This is a genomic window from Erwinia tasmaniensis Et1/99, from assembly GCF_000026185.1.
In the GTDB taxonomy this organism is placed as follows: Bacteria; Pseudomonadota; Gammaproteobacteria; order Enterobacterales; family Enterobacteriaceae; genus Erwinia; species Erwinia tasmaniensis.
Genome location: NC_010694.1, coordinates 946,793 through 962,161 on the forward strand (window position 1 = coordinate 946,793; position 15,369 = coordinate 962,161).

At 52.3% G+C, this 15,369-nt stretch carries 15 protein-coding genes and 1 CRISPR repeat array (1 of these 16 running past the window's edge); of the genes, 5 read left to right on the plus strand and 10 right to left on the minus strand.

The window, feature by feature from the left end; translation table 11 throughout:
• A CRISPR array of direct repeats spans positions 1-730; the repeat unit is 28 nt; unit sequence GTTCACTGCCGTACAGGCAGCTTAGAAG (it extends 678 nt beyond the left edge of the window).
• Between the two features lie 528 nt (positions 731-1,258).
• The gene (locus ETA_RS05315) at positions 1,259-1,987 is read left to right on the plus strand and encodes a helix-turn-helix transcriptional regulator (protein WP_012440595.1); all 729 of its coding nucleotides are present in this window, start codon (positions 1,259-1,261) and stop codon (positions 1,985-1,987) included.
• Between the two features lie 967 nt (positions 1,988-2,954).
• Entirely contained in the window at positions 2,955-3,605 is a 651-nt protein-coding gene (locus ETA_RS05325) for a helix-turn-helix domain-containing protein (protein WP_012440597.1), read from the plus strand.
• 354 nt (positions 3,606-3,959) lie between these two features.
• Here ETA_RS05325 and ETA_RS05330 read toward each other — a convergent pair whose 3' ends face one another.
• A complete protein-coding gene (locus ETA_RS05330; RefSeq protein WP_012440598.1) occupies positions 3,960-5,240 on the minus strand; it encodes a cystathionine gamma-synthase family protein in 1,281 nt (426 codons plus the stop codon).
• 253 nt (positions 5,241-5,493) lie between these two features.
• Here ETA_RS05330 and hpt point away from each other — a divergent pair, with 253 nt between their 5' ends.
• Positions 5,494-6,030 carry a hypoxanthine phosphoribosyltransferase gene (gene hpt / locus ETA_RS05335; RefSeq protein ID WP_012440599.1) on the plus strand — a complete coding sequence of 179 codons (537 nt, stop codon included), beginning with the start codon at positions 5,494-5,496 and terminating at the stop codon, positions 6,028-6,030.
• Between the two features lie 112 nt (positions 6,031-6,142).
• Here the strand turns inward: hpt and can are convergent, their stop codons facing one another.
• Positions 6,143-6,805, minus strand: a complete 663-nt coding sequence (gene can / locus ETA_RS05340) for a carbonate dehydratase (protein WP_012440600.1) — start codon at positions 6,803-6,805, stop codon at positions 6,143-6,145.
• A gap of 192 nt (positions 6,806-6,997) precedes the next feature.
• Between can and ETA_RS05345 the strand changes: the two genes are divergently transcribed.
• Complete coding sequence (locus ETA_RS05345; RefSeq protein ID WP_012440601.1) at positions 6,998-7,924, plus strand: ABC transporter ATP-binding protein; 927 nt, start codon at positions 6,998-7,000, stop codon at positions 7,922-7,924.
• On the plus strand, positions 7,921-8,691 hold the full coding sequence (locus ETA_RS05350) for an ABC transporter permease (protein ID WP_012440602.1): 771 nt from the start codon (positions 7,921-7,923) through the stop codon (positions 8,689-8,691). Before ETA_RS05345 ends, ETA_RS05350 begins: the two co-directional genes overlap by 4 nt.
• Before the next feature lie 75 nt (positions 8,692-8,766).
• Here the strand turns inward: ETA_RS05350 and panD are convergent, their stop codons facing one another.
• From panD to sfsA, 8 genes are all read right to left on the minus strand, one after another.
• Entirely contained in the window at positions 8,767-9,147 is a 381-nt protein-coding gene (gene panD / locus ETA_RS05355; protein WP_012440603.1) for an aspartate 1-decarboxylase, read from the minus strand.
• A gap of 63 nt (positions 9,148-9,210) precedes the next feature.
• The gene (gene panC, locus ETA_RS05360) at positions 9,211-10,065 is read right to left on the minus strand and encodes a pantoate--beta-alanine ligase (protein ID WP_012440604.1); all 855 of its coding nucleotides are present in this window, start codon (positions 10,063-10,065) and stop codon (positions 9,211-9,213) included.
• 15 nt (positions 10,066-10,080) lie between these two features.
• On the minus strand, positions 10,081-10,875 hold the full coding sequence (gene panB, locus ETA_RS05365) for a 3-methyl-2-oxobutanoate hydroxymethyltransferase (RefSeq protein WP_012440605.1): 795 nt from the start codon (positions 10,873-10,875) through the stop codon (positions 10,081-10,083).
• Positions 10,876-10,953: 78 nt separating this feature from the next.
• The gene (gene folK, locus ETA_RS05370; protein WP_012440606.1) at positions 10,954-11,433 is read right to left on the minus strand and encodes a 2-amino-4-hydroxy-6-hydroxymethyldihydropteridine diphosphokinase; all 480 of its coding nucleotides are present in this window, start codon (positions 11,431-11,433) and stop codon (positions 10,954-10,956) included.
• On the minus strand, positions 11,430-12,860 hold the full coding sequence (gene pcnB, locus ETA_RS05375) for a polynucleotide adenylyltransferase PcnB (RefSeq protein WP_231853314.1): 1,431 nt from the start codon (positions 12,858-12,860) through the stop codon (positions 11,430-11,432). Before pcnB ends, folK begins: the two co-directional genes overlap by 4 nt.
• A gap of 58 nt (positions 12,861-12,918) precedes the next feature.
• Positions 12,919-13,827 (minus strand): tRNA glutamyl-Q(34) synthetase GluQRS, encoded by a 909-nt coding sequence (gene gluQRS / locus ETA_RS05380; protein WP_012440608.1) that lies wholly within the window; start codon positions 13,825-13,827, stop codon positions 12,919-12,921.
• Between the two features lie 70 nt (positions 13,828-13,897).
• Complete coding sequence (gene dksA, locus ETA_RS05385) at positions 13,898-14,353, minus strand: RNA polymerase-binding protein DksA (RefSeq protein WP_012440609.1); 456 nt, start codon at positions 14,351-14,353, stop codon at positions 13,898-13,900.
• Positions 14,354-14,658: 305 nt separating this feature from the next.
• A complete protein-coding gene (gene sfsA, locus ETA_RS05390; protein WP_012440610.1) occupies positions 14,659-15,363 on the minus strand; it encodes a DNA/RNA nuclease SfsA in 705 nt (234 codons plus the stop codon).
• Positions 15,364-15,369 lie beyond the last annotated feature (6 nt).

A 15,369-nucleotide genomic window follows, 5' to 3' on the forward strand; every position in this document is an offset into this window, starting at 1 on the left:
CAGCTTAGAAGACACCAACTTGGCCCGTTTCCCACACCAACTTGTTCACTGCCGTACAGGCAGCTTAGAAGTGGCATGGTGTACCGCCTACCAGTACATCGGGGTTCACTGCCGTACAGGCAGCTTAGAAGATGAATATAAATTCCGTTTCCGGGTCTTTCTCGTTCACTGCCGTACAGGCAGCTTAGAAGACCCAGGTGCTTACCCCAGAGAACTAACAAGTGTTCACTGCCGTACAGGCAGCTTAGAAGCACAGGCAGTCTGATTTGCACTGACATTCTGAGTTCACTGCCGTACAGGCAGCTTAGAAGCGGCAAACTTTAATAGCTGCATGCGGATTCCTGTTCACTGCCGTACAGGCAGCTTAGAAGGCGTTCCGAACATTGAAAATCTCCGCATCATCGTTCACTGCCGTACAGGCAGCTTAGAAGTTCCAGCTCACGCTCCGTCCAGTCACGCATGGGTTCACTGCCGTACAGGCAGCTTAGAAGTTCGGGAACGGCTCGGAATAACTGTTGTGGCTGTTCACTGCCGTACAGGCAGCTTAGAAGAACGTCTGATTGGTATCGCATTCCACGCTGCGTTCACTGCCGTACAGGTAGCTTAGAAGTGTGATACCCGGAAGCGCTTTTAATTCTGCGGGTTCACTGCCGTACAGGCAGCTTAGAAGGGTAACGATGGGTATGAGATTAACTGCGGAGAGTTCACTGCCGTACAGGCAGCTTAGAAGATGAAAATCGGCGAAAAAATTAAACAGATCCGGTTCACTGGCGTACAGACCGCCTTAAATGTACCCGTCAAAGCAAGCTATAGCAGCGCAGTGACTGCTGCACTGCTATAGAAATTAACGACAGTGGGGCGATAGATAACAAATAAACAATTGTTTCTGCTCACGGCTGAAATAACGTCTGACTGAGAAAAATTACGGCCAAAGATGAAGTTAATTTTTTTTATAGAATTAAGTTCCTGGTGTGACTATTGAACATCTGTCTTCTCTAAGGTGATGGAGAGCTTATTACGAAAAAAAGCGTATCGTTACCTTTAAAAAGCACCCTTGATAAAATTTCAGCTTAATGATAAGTGCAATTGTATTTTTTGCCCATTTATCGACCCGTTTGTCGGCATTTCAATAAGTTAAATTGATGATAGTGATGGGGGCAAGGTGTTAAAAAGAACTGCTTGAGATCCGTTAAATCAAAGCGTAACCTCCTTTGTAGGTGAAAAAATCACCGCATGCGAGAGTGAAAAGGAGGACGTTATGGATAAGGAGAGTAACTATATGGAATTTTCGCTTAATAAAGATATGGATATCCGCTCAAGAAGTTTTGATGCTCTGATTTCATATATGGAGCACAGTAATGAGTTCTGGTATATAAAAGATCATAATTCCAGGTTTATTTATATGAATGATTACGGACTTCACTACAGCGGGTTACCCAAAGGATTTAATCCCGAAGGGAAACTTGACAGCGAGTGCCCGGTTTATTGGTCAGAGATTGCTGATATCATTCAGGCTAATGACAGAAATGTTATGGAAAGTCAGAAGGTTATTCCAACGCTAATGACATTTATGTATGGCGGCAAGGAGAAGCTGATCCAGCCATTTCTGGCAGACGTAACCCCACTGGTCAAAGAGGGTAAATCCATTGGCGTAGTGGGACGGGCCAAAAAGCTAGAAATTTACTCGATGTATCATCTCGAGAATAACAAATGTCCAGAGTCCATATCCTTTGGTAAACCCACCGACCTGTTTACCGACCGGGAGTTTGACGTGGTGTTTTTCGCCCTGCAGTCATTAAGTGCGAAAGAAATCGCTAAGAAATTGAGCATTTCGCACAATACGGTGGAAAATTATCTGCATTCCATTTACGACAAGATTGGCGTTAGTGCCTTAAATCAGCTAATAGAATATTGCAGGAAAAATGGCTACGATAAGTATGCTCCTAATCGGTTTATTAATCCCAACCCCTATATGCCGTTAATTTGACCTCCCCCTGTCTCTGATGATTTGAGAAACTGCGACACATTGTCAGAGACATCTCCCTTGTTATGTCACTCGTTAACTTCGGAAACGCCCGCATCATAGCTTGATGTACCAGCAGAACGTTAATTTTTAGCAACCTGATAATGAAAAGGGGCCAGCGAGGCTTCCTTTAAAGCCTGTCAGTGCCTTTTATTTATAACGGAGGCACAGATCTTGTGAACGCAGTTTTACATCATTAGGGGCCGTGATGGATGATGCCACCATGAATGTGGCAAGTGAAGATCTGACGGAGACAGGCAGGGGGGAGAATCTCACTTTTTACGAGCGCAATACTGATAAGCAAAATCATTATCACCCATGTTGCTATTTCAGAATAAGCCGCTGGCCTGGCTCTTGCGAACATAACACAATTCAATGCGGGTACTATATAGCTGATTGCTGTATCACGATAAAATAGAGTGAATGTAAATAAGAAAAAACCCCGGTTAAAGTTCTTAATTTTAAAGTTTTTAATCCGGGGGGATTGGCTTCTATTTAAGTTTGGTGGGAATAGTCTTATTATAGTTTTATATTAATTACTACGGCTATTCCGATTTTATTGGTCTTTATTGGCTGGTCTCCTTTGTTTTTTCCAAAAAATTCGGTGTTTGTCAGACACTTTCCTTTTTGTGTTTTTTCTCCGATGCTGCTCTCTTGGGCAGTATAGTTGACGTTTTTTAGTTTGAATAAAATGTATGATTAGACTTGCAGCAATGGTTAACAGCAGGATAATTACGATTATAATTCCTAACATTTACAGATATCCTTTCCAGTAAATTAAGGGGTAGTGTTAACATAAGCTAAAATAAGAATAGATCAATCAACTTTTAAAAACACACTGCGTTTGATTTAAAGCATTGAAAATGATCTGTTTTTGGGTTTTGATAGTGGCTGAAATGGAATGGCGGAAGTTGTTATCGAAGAGGGAATTATGGATATCTACGCTCAAAGATCAGGTTCGCTTAAAAAAATAGTGTTAGTGACTGATGATGGCTATTTTTATCTAGGGTTGAAGTATTCCTGTTTAAGTAATTTGACCATGACAACCTTAGGATTTGACAGGTTTATGAAAGAAAGCGTGTGCGCTGACGCTATGCTCATAATAGATATGCTCTCCTGGTCTTTTTTTAAATCAAGCAATGAGACCTCTTTTTATGAAAAAATGATAAAAAACAGAAGGCCTGAAGACATTGTAATGCTGACATCAAATATTTTTCAGGAGATCATTACCGATATGCTTTATCCCGGCCTGTGCAAAGTTGATCGTAAATTAAGTTTTTCATTCTTTTCAGAGTTAGCTTCAAATCAGGAGAAAATTAATTTAGCCAAATGGTGTCCTAAGTTTGAAAGGAAAAGAGGCCTGACAAACAGAGAGATGAATATTATTCTTGAGATTTTTAGGGGGGGGAAGGAAACTGAAATCAGTTTGCAGCTAAACATTTGCCCTAAAACCGTCAGTGCGCATAAGCTATCCGCCCTTTCCAAGGTAGGGTGCAAAAATATTTCTCATTTCTTTCTTCTTGGCAGACCTTTTTACCGGGATCTGAAGCTTTTATTAAACACGAAAAGCAGGTCTCTTTAGAAAAGGGCATGCCGCTCTCTCCACAAGGTAAAAGTATATTAATAATCTTAAGTGAGAAATTGCAACGATTTAATCGGTCTGAAAGTTTCTCCTTTTTCCAATCCAGGTTGGTGTAAAAACGCACCTGTTCCTATTAGTCTGAATATAAAAACTTTTGCTACAACCAGGCGCGATAGATTATGCAATAAATACCGCCTCTCCGGGCGACCCGCCTCGCTTGGCCTGGCCTACGCGCGGCCCTGTGGGTATACCACCCACAGAGCCGCAGGAAATGTTGCCTCTGGTCGAGAATAAGCTGGCGTCCGTTAAAATCGGCTGCATCCTGTCTTGTTGTAACAGCGCTAGCGTTGAACTTTATCCCTCCAGCGCCAGCCGCAGATCCTCAAGCAAATCATCCTTATTCTCGATACCAATGGATAAACGGACGGTGGTCGATTTAATGCCAATACGTTCCCGCACATCCAGCGCTACCCCGGAATGGGTGGTGCTGGCCGGATGGCTGGCAAGAGACTCCGTACCTCCCAGGCTGACCGCCAGTTTGAACAGCTGCAGGTTATTGAGAAAGCGGAATGCCGCATCCTGACCGCCACGGATATCGAAAGAGAAGGTCGATCCGGCTCCGCTACACTGGGCGCTGAAAATTTTCCCCGCCGCGGAATCCGGGCTGAGGAACGGCAGATAGTGGATCTGTTCAACCTTGGGGTGGCTGCGCAGGAAGCCCGCCACCGCGGCAGCATTGTCGTTGGCGCGCTCCATACGCAGCGCAAGCGTCTCCAGCGAGCGTCCAATCATCCAGCTGGAGTGCGGATCGAGCTGCGTGCCGATGGCGCTGCGCAATGCTTTGACCTGACGGATCAGCGCCCGGTTGCCTATTGCTGCACCGGCGATAAGATCGGAATGCCCACCCACATACTTGGTGAGCGAGTAGAGCGAGATATCCGCGCCGTGTTCGGTCGGGCGGGAGAATACCGGGCCGAGCAGGGTATTGTCGCAGGCGACGACCGGACGGTGCTGCTGCTGTCGTTCAATACGATCGGCCACGCGCTTCATTAAGGCAATGTCCACCAGGCTATTTGTCGGGTTGGCCGGAGACTCAATCAGGATCGCCGATACGCGCCCCTGTGCCATCGCCTTATCTGCCGCAGCCTGAACAGAGGCTTCATCGATCCCGTCGGCAAAGCCGACTGCCGCCACGCCAAGATTGCTAAAGGTTTTACCCAGCAGCGTTTCGCTACCACCGTACAGCGGCTGCGAATGGAGAATGGTGTCACCGGGCCTGACAAAGGTGAGCAACGTGGTAGCGATAGCCGACATGCCGGATGAGAACAGCGCCGCGCTTTCGGTGCGTTCATAAATGGCCAGCCTGTCTTCCACAATTTCGCTGTTGGGATGGTTGAAACGCGAATAAACCAGCCCGTTGCCTTCTCCGGTAGGCGGCTCGCGTCGTCCGGAAACATAGTCAAAGAAATCGCGCCCTTCTTCGGCACTGTTAAAAACAAAGGTTGATGTCAGAAACACCGGCGGTTTGACCGCGCCTTCTGATAACGCAGGATCATAGCCGTAATTCAGCATCTGGGTTTCAGGCTGTAGCTCGCGCTGGCCGATATGGGTTTTTTTAGAGTGAGAGGAAGCCATAAGATCTCCTGCCGAAGCGGCACGTTTTATCATTATGGTGGGTAAGCTAACACGAGGCCAGATAGGGCGATAAATGAATAATTGCTCTAAGGTTACATCATTATGCCATATGAAATAGGGCTGTCTTCACGTATAGCAGTCCATATGTCTGCAAGGCCCGGTGCCACCACTCTGTTGCGCAACGATGAGCGTAAAGCCGGTGAAGTGTGGTAAACTTTGCCGCTTTCCCAAAGCAATCGACGAACCGCTAATGATGAAACACACCGTAGAAGTTATGATCTCTGAGGCTGAAATCGCCTCCCGTATTACCGAATTAGGTCTGCAAATCAGTGAACACTACCGCAACAGCGGCAGCGATATGGTGCTGGTAGGCCTGCTGCGCGGCTCGTTTATGTTTATGGCCGATCTTTGCCGCGCCATCGACGTTTCTCACGAAGTCGATTTTATGACCGCTTCCAGCTACGGCAATAGCACGACCAGTTCCAGAGACGTGAAAATCCTCAAGGATTTGGACGAAGATATTCGCGGTAAAGATGTGCTGATCGTTGAGGATATTATCGATTCAGGTAATACGTTAAGCAAAGTGCGTGAAATCCTTAGCCTGCGTGGACCAAAATCAATGGCGATATGTACTCTGTTGGATAAGCCTTCAAGGCGTGAGGTGGACGTTCCGGTTGAGTACGTTGGTTTTGCCATTCCCGATGAGTTTGTGGTGGGTTACGGCATTGATTACGCCCAGCGCTATCGCCATTTGCCGTATGTGGGCAAAGTGGTACTGCTCGACGAATAGGCCCGCCTGGCGCGCAACAGCACGATAGACTAAGGCCGCAAATGCCGGCCTGCTATAACATATGCGGCTTTTGTGAAGGCGGACCCGCCCGGTGCCTGCAACCGTATGCCGATTATGGATTAAGGTCCGGGTCGTTGAGCAAATTCGCAATGCCGTGGCGGTAGCGCTGCTCCAGCGTTTCACGGTTGGTGGCCGAAACCTCCAGGTCGCGCAGGTAGCCGTCCTGAATGCCGTACACCCAGCCATGAAGATTAACCTGCTGACCCCGCTTCCACGCGGACTGCATGATGGTGGAGTGGCCCAGGTTGTAGACCTGTTCGATAACATTGATCTCACAGAGCTTGTCCACGCGCTTCTCCGGCGGCAGTTCGCCCAATAACGCGCTATGCTTGTACCATAAATCGCGGATATGCAGCAGCCAGTTGTCAATCAGCCCCAGTTCCGGATTTTCCAGCGCAGCCTGAACACCGCCGCAGCCGTAGTGACCACAGATGATAATGTGTTCAACTTCCAGCACTTCGACCGCGTACTGCACCACCGAAAGGCAGTTTAAATCAGTGTGGACGACAAGGTTGGCGACGTTGCGGTGAACAAACAGTTCGCCCGGCTCCAGCCCGGTCAGGCGCTCGGCGGGTACGCGGCTGTCTGAACAGCCAATCCAGAGAAAACGGGGCTTTTGCGCCAAAGACAGGCGTTCAAAAAAGCCGGGATCTTCTTCTTTGAGCAGTCTGGACCACTGGCGATTGTTGCTGATAAGGGTGCTGATATCTTTCATGAGTGTGCTAACCAATAGCTCAAAATGCGTGGCAATAATATAGGCCAGCGCAGCATAATTGAAAACGACTAACGAAAAATCACTAACCGAAAAATCGAGTAGCATAACGGTGATCGAGACAGACCTCTCCCGCACGCTGAGCCGCTGCGCTAAATATCGCGGATATAACTAAAACAGGGCACTTATTAACTTATGACTTATGCACTGGAACTTGAAAAGCTAACCAAAACCTACCAGGGCGGGGTTCAGGCGCTCAGAGGCATTGATCTTGCCGTCGAAGCCGGCGACTTCTATGCCCTGCTCGGGCCTAACGGCGCGGGTAAATCGACCACTATTGGCATCATCAGCTCGCTGGTGAATAAAACCGCCGGAAAGGTGCGTGTGTTCGGCTATGACCTGCAAAAAGATATGGTCAACGCGAAACGGCAGCTGGGGCTGGTGCCGCAGGAGTTCAATTTTAACCAGTTCGAAACCGTCATGCAGATAGTGGTGAGCCAGGCCGGATTATACGGCGTGGAAAAGGCGGTCGCGTTGCAACGGGCTGAAAAATATCTGACGCAGTTGGATTTGTGGGACAAACGTCATGAGCGCGCGCGTATGCTGTCCGGCGGCATGAAACGCCGTCTGATGATTGCCCGCGCCCTGATGCACGAACCGAAACTGCTGATCCTCGATGAACCGACCGCCGGGGTTGATATTGAGCTACGCCGCTCCATGTGGAGCTTCCTCCAGCAGCTGAATGCGCAGGGAACCACTATTATTCTCACCACGCATTATCTTGAAGAAGCGGAGATGCTGTGCCGTAACATTGGCATTATCCAGCACGGTGAGCTGGTGGAAAATACCTCGATGAAGGGGCTGCTGGCTAAACTGAAATCGGAAACGTTCATCCTCGATCTGGCTGCAAAAAGCCCGCTGCCAAGGCTAGAAGGCTTTCAGTACCGGCTAACCGATACCACAACCCTGGAGGTTGAAGTGCTGCGCGAGCAGGGGATGAACAGCGTATTTAGCCAGCTTAGCCACCAGGGCGTGCAGGTTTTAAGTATGCGCAACAAGGCAAACCGTCTTGAGGAGCTGTTTGTGGACCTGGTAAACGGCCGCAAAGGAGACAAAGCATGACACATTTGTATTGGGTGGCCCTGAAGAGTATCTGGGGCAAGGAAGTTAACCGTTTTGCGCGCATCTGGATCCAGACATTGGTGCCGCCGGTTATCACCATGACGCTCTACTTTATTATTTTTGGCAATTTGATCGGTTCACGCATTGGTGAAATGCACGGCTTTAGCTATATGCAGTTTATCGTGCCGGGGCTGATTATGATGGCGGTGATCACAAATGCTTACGCCAACGTGGCCTCCTCTTTCTTCAGCGCCAAATTTCAGCGCAACATCGAAGAGCTGCTGGTGGCTCCGGTGCCAACCCATGTGATTATTGCTGGCTACGTTGGCGGCGGCGTGGCGCGCGGGGTCTGCGTCGGCGTGCTGGTGACGGCGATCTCGCTGTTCTTCGTTCCGTTCCACGTACACTCATGGCTGATGGTGGCGGTGACCCTGCTGCTGACGGCGATACTGTTCTCGCTGGCGGGCCTGCTGAACGCGGTGTTTGCCCGCACCTTTGATGATATCAGCCTGATCCCGACCTTTGTGTTAACGCCGTTAACCTATCTTGGCGGCGTGTTTTATTCGCTGTCGCTGCTGCCGCCGGTGTGGCAGATGGTGTCGAAGCTGAATCCGATCGTCTATATGATAAGCGGCTTCCGCTACGGTTTTCTTGGCATAAACGACGTGCCGCTGGGGTTCACCCTCGGTGTGCTGGTGGCGTTTATTCTGGTGTTTTATGCGCTGGTGTGGGGATTGATCCAGCGTGGACGCGGGCTGCGTACCTGATGATATGACAAGGGCCGAACGGCATAACCGTTCGGCCCTTGTCTGAAGGTGGCCCCTGTTAAGGAGCTGTGCGGATTATGCGACCTGAACCGGAACCGCCTTCGCTACGCGTTTCATCTGATTATCACCTTCGAAATAGGCCACCTTAGGCTGCCATTCGCGCGCCTGCTCATCCGACATCTGCACGTAAGAACAGATAATCAGCAGGTCACCTTCACAGGCACAGCGTGCTGCTGCGCCGTTAACCGAGATGATTTTAGAACCGCGTTCGGCGGCGATAGCGTAGGTGGAGAAACGCTGGCCGTTATTCACGTTATAAATATCGACAGCCTCGTATTGCAGAATGCCGGAGGCGTCGAGAAAATCCTGGTCGATGGCGCAGGAACCTTCGTAATTCAGGTCTGCCTGAGTGACCTTCACCCGGTGGAGTTTGCCCTGCAACATAGTACGATTCATCATTCATTACTCTGCGATCAATTCAAAAACGGACGCCAGTATTATTTGAACCGGCGCTGCTGTCTACTGTGTGAGGTCGACCTGCTGATTATCAATCAGGCGTGCCTTGCCGAGCCATGCTGCCATTAAAATCACCGCCCGCTGGCTGTCAACGTTCAGCGGCAGCAGCGTATCGGCATCGACTATCGCCAGGCCATCGGCCCGCAGACCGTTTTCAGCCAGCGTGTTTTCAGCGCTGATCATCATCTCCTCAACGTGGCGTTCTCCCTGACCGAGCCGTTCAGCGATTTGCTGCATCACTTTACTTAGCAGGGGGGCGATTTTGCGCTCTTCTGCCGTCAGGTAACCATTGCGCGAGCTGAGCGCCAGACCATCTTTGGCGCGCACGGTGGGTACGCCGATAATATCAATATCGTAGCCCATATCCGCCACCATTTTGCGGATCAGCGCCAGCTGCTGATAATCTTTTTCACCGAAGCAGGCGAGATCCGGCTGCACCAGGTTAAACAGCTTGCTGACGATGGTGGACACGCCGCGAAAATGGCCGGGACGGCTTGCGCCTTCTAACAGGGTGGACAGGCTGGGGACATCAACAAAGGTCTGTCCATCCACCCCATGAGGGTAGATATCTGCGGGAGCCGGGGAGAACACCAGGTCAACGCCACGGCGATTCAGCTTTTCGCAATCCTCCTGGAGGGTACGCGGATAGCGCGCCAGATCGTCAGCGCGTTCAAACTGCATCGGGTTGACAAAAATCGAGACGATGACGATATCCGCACGTTCGCGCGCTTCATCGACCAGCGTCATATGTCCGTCATGCAGGTTGCCCATGGTGGGAACCAGCGCAACACGTTTGCCATCCTGACGCCAGCGCCGCACTTCACGGCGCAGCATCGGCAGGGTTTCAATAATCAGCACGCTGTGACTCCTCGTTTACTGAAAGCTGTGTTGTTCGGCCGGGTAGCTGCCGGCTTTGACTTCTTCCACATACTGGCGCACGGCGGCGCGAATATCTCCGGTTTCGGCGAGGAAGTTCTTGGCAAATTTAGGAATATGGCCGCCGGTGATCCCAAAGGCATCGTGCATCACCAGGATCTGGCCATCGGTGGCGTTACCGGCACCGATGCCGATAACCGGAATACTCAGCGCTTCGGTCACACGTTTCGCCAGCGCGACCGGAACGCACTCCAGAACCAGCAGCTGCATACCGGCGGCTTCAAGCGCCAGGGCATCTTCCAGCAGCAGGTCGGCCGCTTCAGCGTCACGGCCCTGCACCTTATAACCACCGAAAATATTCACCGACTGCGGCGTCAGGCCGAGATGGCCGCAGACCGGCACGGCACGCTCGGTAAGCTGTTTAACCGTTTCCGCCAGCCATTTTCCGCCTTCCAGTTTAACCATATTCGCCCCGGCGCGCATCAGCCGTGCCGCGCTGTCAAAGGTTTGCTCCGGCGTGGCGTAGCTCATAAACGGCAGATCGGCGAGCAGCAGCGCGGCGGGCGCTCCACGGCGCACCACCTCGGTATGATAGACAATATCGGCCAGGGTCACCGGCAGCGTCGAATCGTGGCCCTGTACCACCATGCCCAGCGAGTCGCCGACCAGCATCACCTGGATGCCTTCATCGGCAAACAGACGGGCAAAGCTGAAATCATAAGCGGTAATAGAGGCGAACTTCTCCCCCTGCTGTTTCCACTGGCGTAACGTCGAGACGGTAGTTGGTTTCATCGTATCCTCATCAGGAATCTTCTGTTTGGCGTATTTTAAAGCAATGAAAGAGGCCCGCATAGCCGATACACAGGCTGCTCACCAGGGGCGAATGGCACTGCTGTCGAGGGTAGCGAATATATCAGCCAGCCGTCTGCCGTCCGGCAGGCAGAGCGATGGGGCGATCTCCAGCAGCGGCATCAGCATAAAGGCACGGTTGTGCATATCGTAATGCGGCACCGTCAGGCGGGGGGTGTTTAGCGTCTGTTCACCGAACAGCATGATATCAAGGTCTAGCGTGCGTGGGCCCCAGCGGTGCGCTTTGCGTACGCGGCCCTGTTCCAGCTCAATACGTTGGGTGTGGTCCAGCAGCGCTTCAGCGTTAAGCCCGGTATCGAGCGCCACCGCCGCGTTAAGAAAATCGGGCTGATCCGGCGGGCCATAGGGTGGCGTGCGGTACAGGGAAGAGATGGCCACCAGCTGACAATCAGGCATTGCCGCCAGCGCATCAAGCGCGCATTGCACCTGATGCAGCGGGTCGGCCAAATTACTGCCCAGCGCCAGATAAACGCGGATCATTGCTGGCTGTTGCTGTTGCCGCCGTCACGGCGTGCGTTGCCGAGTACACGCTTGCGTGGGCGGCGGGTGCGGCGGCGCGGGGCCGGATCGTCACCGAGGGTGTTCATCATCGTCTTCTGCTGCGGCGGTGCGGAGACCTGGAATTCGCTCCACCAGGTCGTAAGCCGCTGCAGCTCGTGGTTATTTTCCACTTCGGCACGCAGCGCCAGCAGATCGTAGGCGGCGCGGAATTTAGGGTGCTCCATCAGCTTCCACGCACGTTTACCGTGGCGGCGTGACAGGCGCAGCTGCAGCTGCCAGATATCGCGCACCAGTGTGGTAATGCGTTTAGGGATCGCCAGAGAGCGACAGGCTTCATCCAGCACTTCATTCATCGCCAGTGCGAAGGCATCGTAATAGACGAGGCCACTCTCCTGGGCAATTTTCTGCGCCATTTCCAGCTGGGGATACCAGAACATCGCGGCAAACAGGAAGGCCGGATTAACGCGCATCTGGTTATGGATGCGCGTATCGGTATTTTTCAGCACCAGCAGGATCATCCGCTCCATATTACTGTCACCCTGTTCCGTGACGTAGCGCGTAATCGTCGGGAACAGCGGCTGGAACAGCTGGTATTCAAGCAGCTTGAGGTAGGTGCTGTGACCATAACCGGCCTGTAGCAACTTCAGCGTCTCTTCAAACAGACGCGCAGGGGGAATATCGTGCAGCAGGGTGGCCAGACGCGGGATGGGTTCCCCGGTCTCGGCGGCGATGCTCATGTCCAGCTTGGCGGCAAAGCGCACCACGCGCAGCATGCGTACCGGGTCTTCACGGTAGCGGGTTTCCGGGTCGCCGATCATGCGGATGATGCCCTGCTGCAGATCGCTCAGGCCACCAACATAATCACGCACCGTGAAATCGGCAACGCTGTAATAGAGGCTGTTGATCGTCAGATCGCGGCGCTGGGCGTCATCTTCAATCGTGCCGAAAATATTATCCCGCAGCAGCATGCCGTTCTGGTCGCGCTGTGAGCTGTTACGATCGTCAACAGCCTGCTGTTCGGCTTCGTGGTGGCCACGGAAGGTGGCGACCTCGATAATTTCCGGGCCGAACATGACGTGGGCGAGGCGGAAGCGGCGGCCCACCAGACGGCAGTTGCGGAACAGCTTGCGCATCTGATCCGGCGTGGCGTTGGTGGTCACATCAAAGTCTTTCGGCTTTTTACCCAGCAGCAGATCGCGCACGCCGCCGCCAACCAGATAGGCTTCGTATCCCGCTTTATTCAGGCGATACAGCACCTTGAGGGCATTTTCACTGATGTCCTTGCGCGAGATGTTATGACTGTCACGTGGAACGATCGCCACCTGACGCACTTCCGCGATCTCGGCGGGGGCCGCTTCTTCGCGACTAAGGACTTTACGGCAAAAATTAGCAACTCGGGTAAAAATGGGACACCTCGATAGTGACAAAAAAATCTGGTCGATAAAAACAGCGGCTAATCATAGCTCAGAGTGAGCCATTTGAGAATGCCGAAGTCGCCGTATCAGTCAGCATAGCGTTGTTTCTGGGGATTTTAGCCTGCTGCCAGTCGATAATTGCCTGCCGTAACAGCGCGGCGGGCGTTAAATCGCGCCAGTCATCGCCTGCAGTCTGGCCGAGAAAACGCAGGGCCTGCACCAGCGACGGGCGCGGATCGCCAGCCGGTAACGGTGGCGCATGATTTTGCTTCGACAGTTTATTACCGTCGTGATTGATTGCCAGCGGCAGATGTAAATGGTGCGGCGCGAGCCAGCCAAGCTGCTGATAAAGCGTGATTTGCCGCACCGTTGGCTCAATTAAATCCGCACCGCGTACCACTTCCGTGATGCCCTGAAAATGGTCATCCACCACGACCGCCAGGTTATAAGCAAACAGTCCATCCCGGCGATGAATGATAAAATCTTCCTGCGCCAGCTGCGGGTCAGTCTGGACGCGTCCGCGCAGCCTGTCGTGAAAAGTGAATACCGGGTTGTCCACTTTAAGACGCATGGCGGCCTGCTCAGGGCCATGGAGCAGCTCCCGGCAGTGGCCGTCATACAGCCCGCCGCGCTGCTGAATGCGGCGACGAGGGCAGGTGCAGTAATAGCTCTTTCCCTGTTGCTGAAGCTGGTCAAGGGCTGCGCGATAGGCCTCGTGGCGTTGCGATTGCCATAGCACCTCGCCGTCCCACTCAAGACCGTAGTCTTCCAGCTGCTGCAAAATACGCGCTGCCGCGCCGGGCACCTCACGCGGTGGGTCGAGATCTTCGATGCGAACCAGCCAGACGCCGCGCTGCGCGCGCGCCTGAAGGTAACTGCCTAAGGCAGCAATCAGGGAGCCAAAATGCAGGTCGCCGGAGGGGGATGGGGCGAAACGCCCGATATAGGATGCTGACATATTGAGAAAAGATGGGCAGTGAAGCGCGATCGGAAGCGATCTTTTGCTTCACTGCACAATCTACAGGCCGTTAGCCAGCCATCTGCTTTTCGCGGATTTCCGCCAGCGTTTTACAGTCGATGCACAGATCGGCGGTAGGACGCGCTTCAAGACGACGGATACCGATTTCAACGCCACAGGATTCACAGTAGCCAAAATCGTCGTCTTCAACCTTTTTCAGGGTCTTCTCAATCTTTTTAATCAACTTGCGCTCGCGGTCGCGGTTACGCAGTTCAAGACTGAACTCTTCTTCCTGAGCGGCACGGTCGACCGGATCCGGGAAGTTTGCAGCTTCGTCCTGCATATGTGTGACCGTACGATCGACTTCGTCCCGAAGCTGATTACGCCACGCTTCAAGAATTTTCTTGAAGTGCTCCAGCTGGGCTTCATTCATATACTCTTCGCCAGGCTTCTCTTGATACGGCTCCACCCCAGCGATGGCGAGAATACTCAGTGACGAAGTTTTACGGCTTTGCCCTTCTTGCATGTTGTGTCTCCTGGATAACACGCACTACACACCCTTCAATATTCAGGGGGCAGGGGCGTAAGCCCTTTCCTGCACGCCAAAATACTTGGGTATCGATCCCACAAGGGGAAAAAACAGGCCGCTATAAATAACAGAAGCGGTCAAGGTTAGCAATTTTTCCTGAACACGCCTTGACAGGCATGTGAAGAAAAGCGTATTTGGCAACCTGCTGTCCTTCCGCAAACCGCCGCCACACCGCTTTTTGGTGAGCATCCGGTAAACGGGAGAGACAATTAGCGCCGTATAAAAGCAAATTGCACGATATTTTACAACTCCCCTTTCAGCGCACCCTGTAGCACGATCCCGTGCGGGGATAATTGCGCCTTATAGCATAGAACTTCGACACCATTTTGACGCGCCTGTTCCAGCAATTCGGCATAACGCGCATCAATATGTTTCGCGGGCAAAACGTGATCAATACCCGAATGCAGCACGGCGTAAAGCAGCACCGCACGCTGGCCGGATTGAGCGATATGACTCAGTTCGCGCAGATGCTTCTGCCCGCGTGTAGTCACCGCATCCGGGAAGTATCCTTTACCCTGCTGCAACAGGGTTACCGATTTGACTTCAATATAGCAGTTGCGGCGATTATCTGCCTGTAACAGGAAATCAATGCGACTTTTTTCACTGCCGTACTTCACTTCAGACAGCAGCGTTGGGTAACCCGTCAGCTCGGCAATCTGTCCGGCGATCAGCGCTTCACGCACGGATCCGTTGGCGCGTAGCGTATTAACGCAAATCCAGTGCCCCTGTTGTGTCTCCGTTAGCTCCCAGCTGTGCGGGTATTTTCGCGTCGGGCTGGCCGATGTGGAATACCAGACGGTATCGCCCGGCGTGGCGCAGCCGGTCATCGCCCCGGTATTGGCACAGTGAAGGGTCAGCGCTTCTCCCTCCGGAGTTATCACGTCAGCCAGAAAGCGTTTGTAGCGTTTCACCAGCCGCGCGGGGCGCAAAGCGGGACTAAATTCCATAGCCAT

What these genes read in the sequence shown, in the direction of transcription:
- ETA_RS05315 (WP_012440595.1), top strand. Translation starts at nt 1,259, where the DNA reads ATGGATAAGGAGAGTAACTATATGGAATTTTCGCTTAATAAAGATATG.
- ETA_RS05325 (WP_012440597.1), top strand. Translation starts at nt 2,955, where the DNA reads ATGGATATCTACGCTCAAAGATCAGGTTCGCTTAAAAAAATAGTGTTA.
- ETA_RS05330 (WP_012440598.1), bottom strand. Translation starts at nt 5,240, where the DNA reads ATGGCTTCCTCTCACTCTAAAAAAACCCATATCGGCCAGCGCGAGCTA.
- hpt (WP_012440599.1), top strand. Translation starts at nt 5,494, where the DNA reads ATGAAACACACCGTAGAAGTTATGATCTCTGAGGCTGAAATCGCCTCC.
- can (WP_012440600.1), bottom strand. Translation starts at nt 6,805, where the DNA reads ATGAAAGATATCAGCACCCTTATCAGCAACAATCGCCAGTGGTCCAGA.
- ETA_RS05345 (WP_012440601.1), top strand. Translation starts at nt 6,998, where the DNA reads ATGACTTATGCACTGGAACTTGAAAAGCTAACCAAAACCTACCAGGGC.
- ETA_RS05350 (WP_012440602.1), top strand. Translation starts at nt 7,921, where the DNA reads ATGACACATTTGTATTGGGTGGCCCTGAAGAGTATCTGGGGCAAGGAA.
- panD (WP_012440603.1), bottom strand. Translation starts at nt 9,147, where the DNA reads ATGAATCGTACTATGTTGCAGGGCAAACTCCACCGGGTGAAGGTCACT.
- panB (WP_012440605.1), bottom strand. Translation starts at nt 10,875, where the DNA reads ATGAAACCAACTACCGTCTCGACGTTACGCCAGTGGAAACAGCAGGGG.
- folK (WP_012440606.1), bottom strand. Translation starts at nt 11,433, where the DNA reads ATGATCCGCGTTTATCTGGCGCTGGGCAGTAATTTGGCCGACCCGCTG.
- gluQRS (WP_012440608.1), bottom strand. Translation starts at nt 13,827, where the DNA reads ATGTCAGCATCCTATATCGGGCGTTTCGCCCCATCCCCCTCCGGCGAC.
- dksA (WP_012440609.1), bottom strand. Translation starts at nt 14,353, where the DNA reads ATGCAAGAAGGGCAAAGCCGTAAAACTTCGTCACTGAGTATTCTCGCC.
- sfsA (WP_012440610.1), bottom strand. Translation starts at nt 15,363, where the DNA reads ATGGAATTTAGTCCCGCTTTGCGCCCCGCGCGGCTGGTGAAACGCTAC.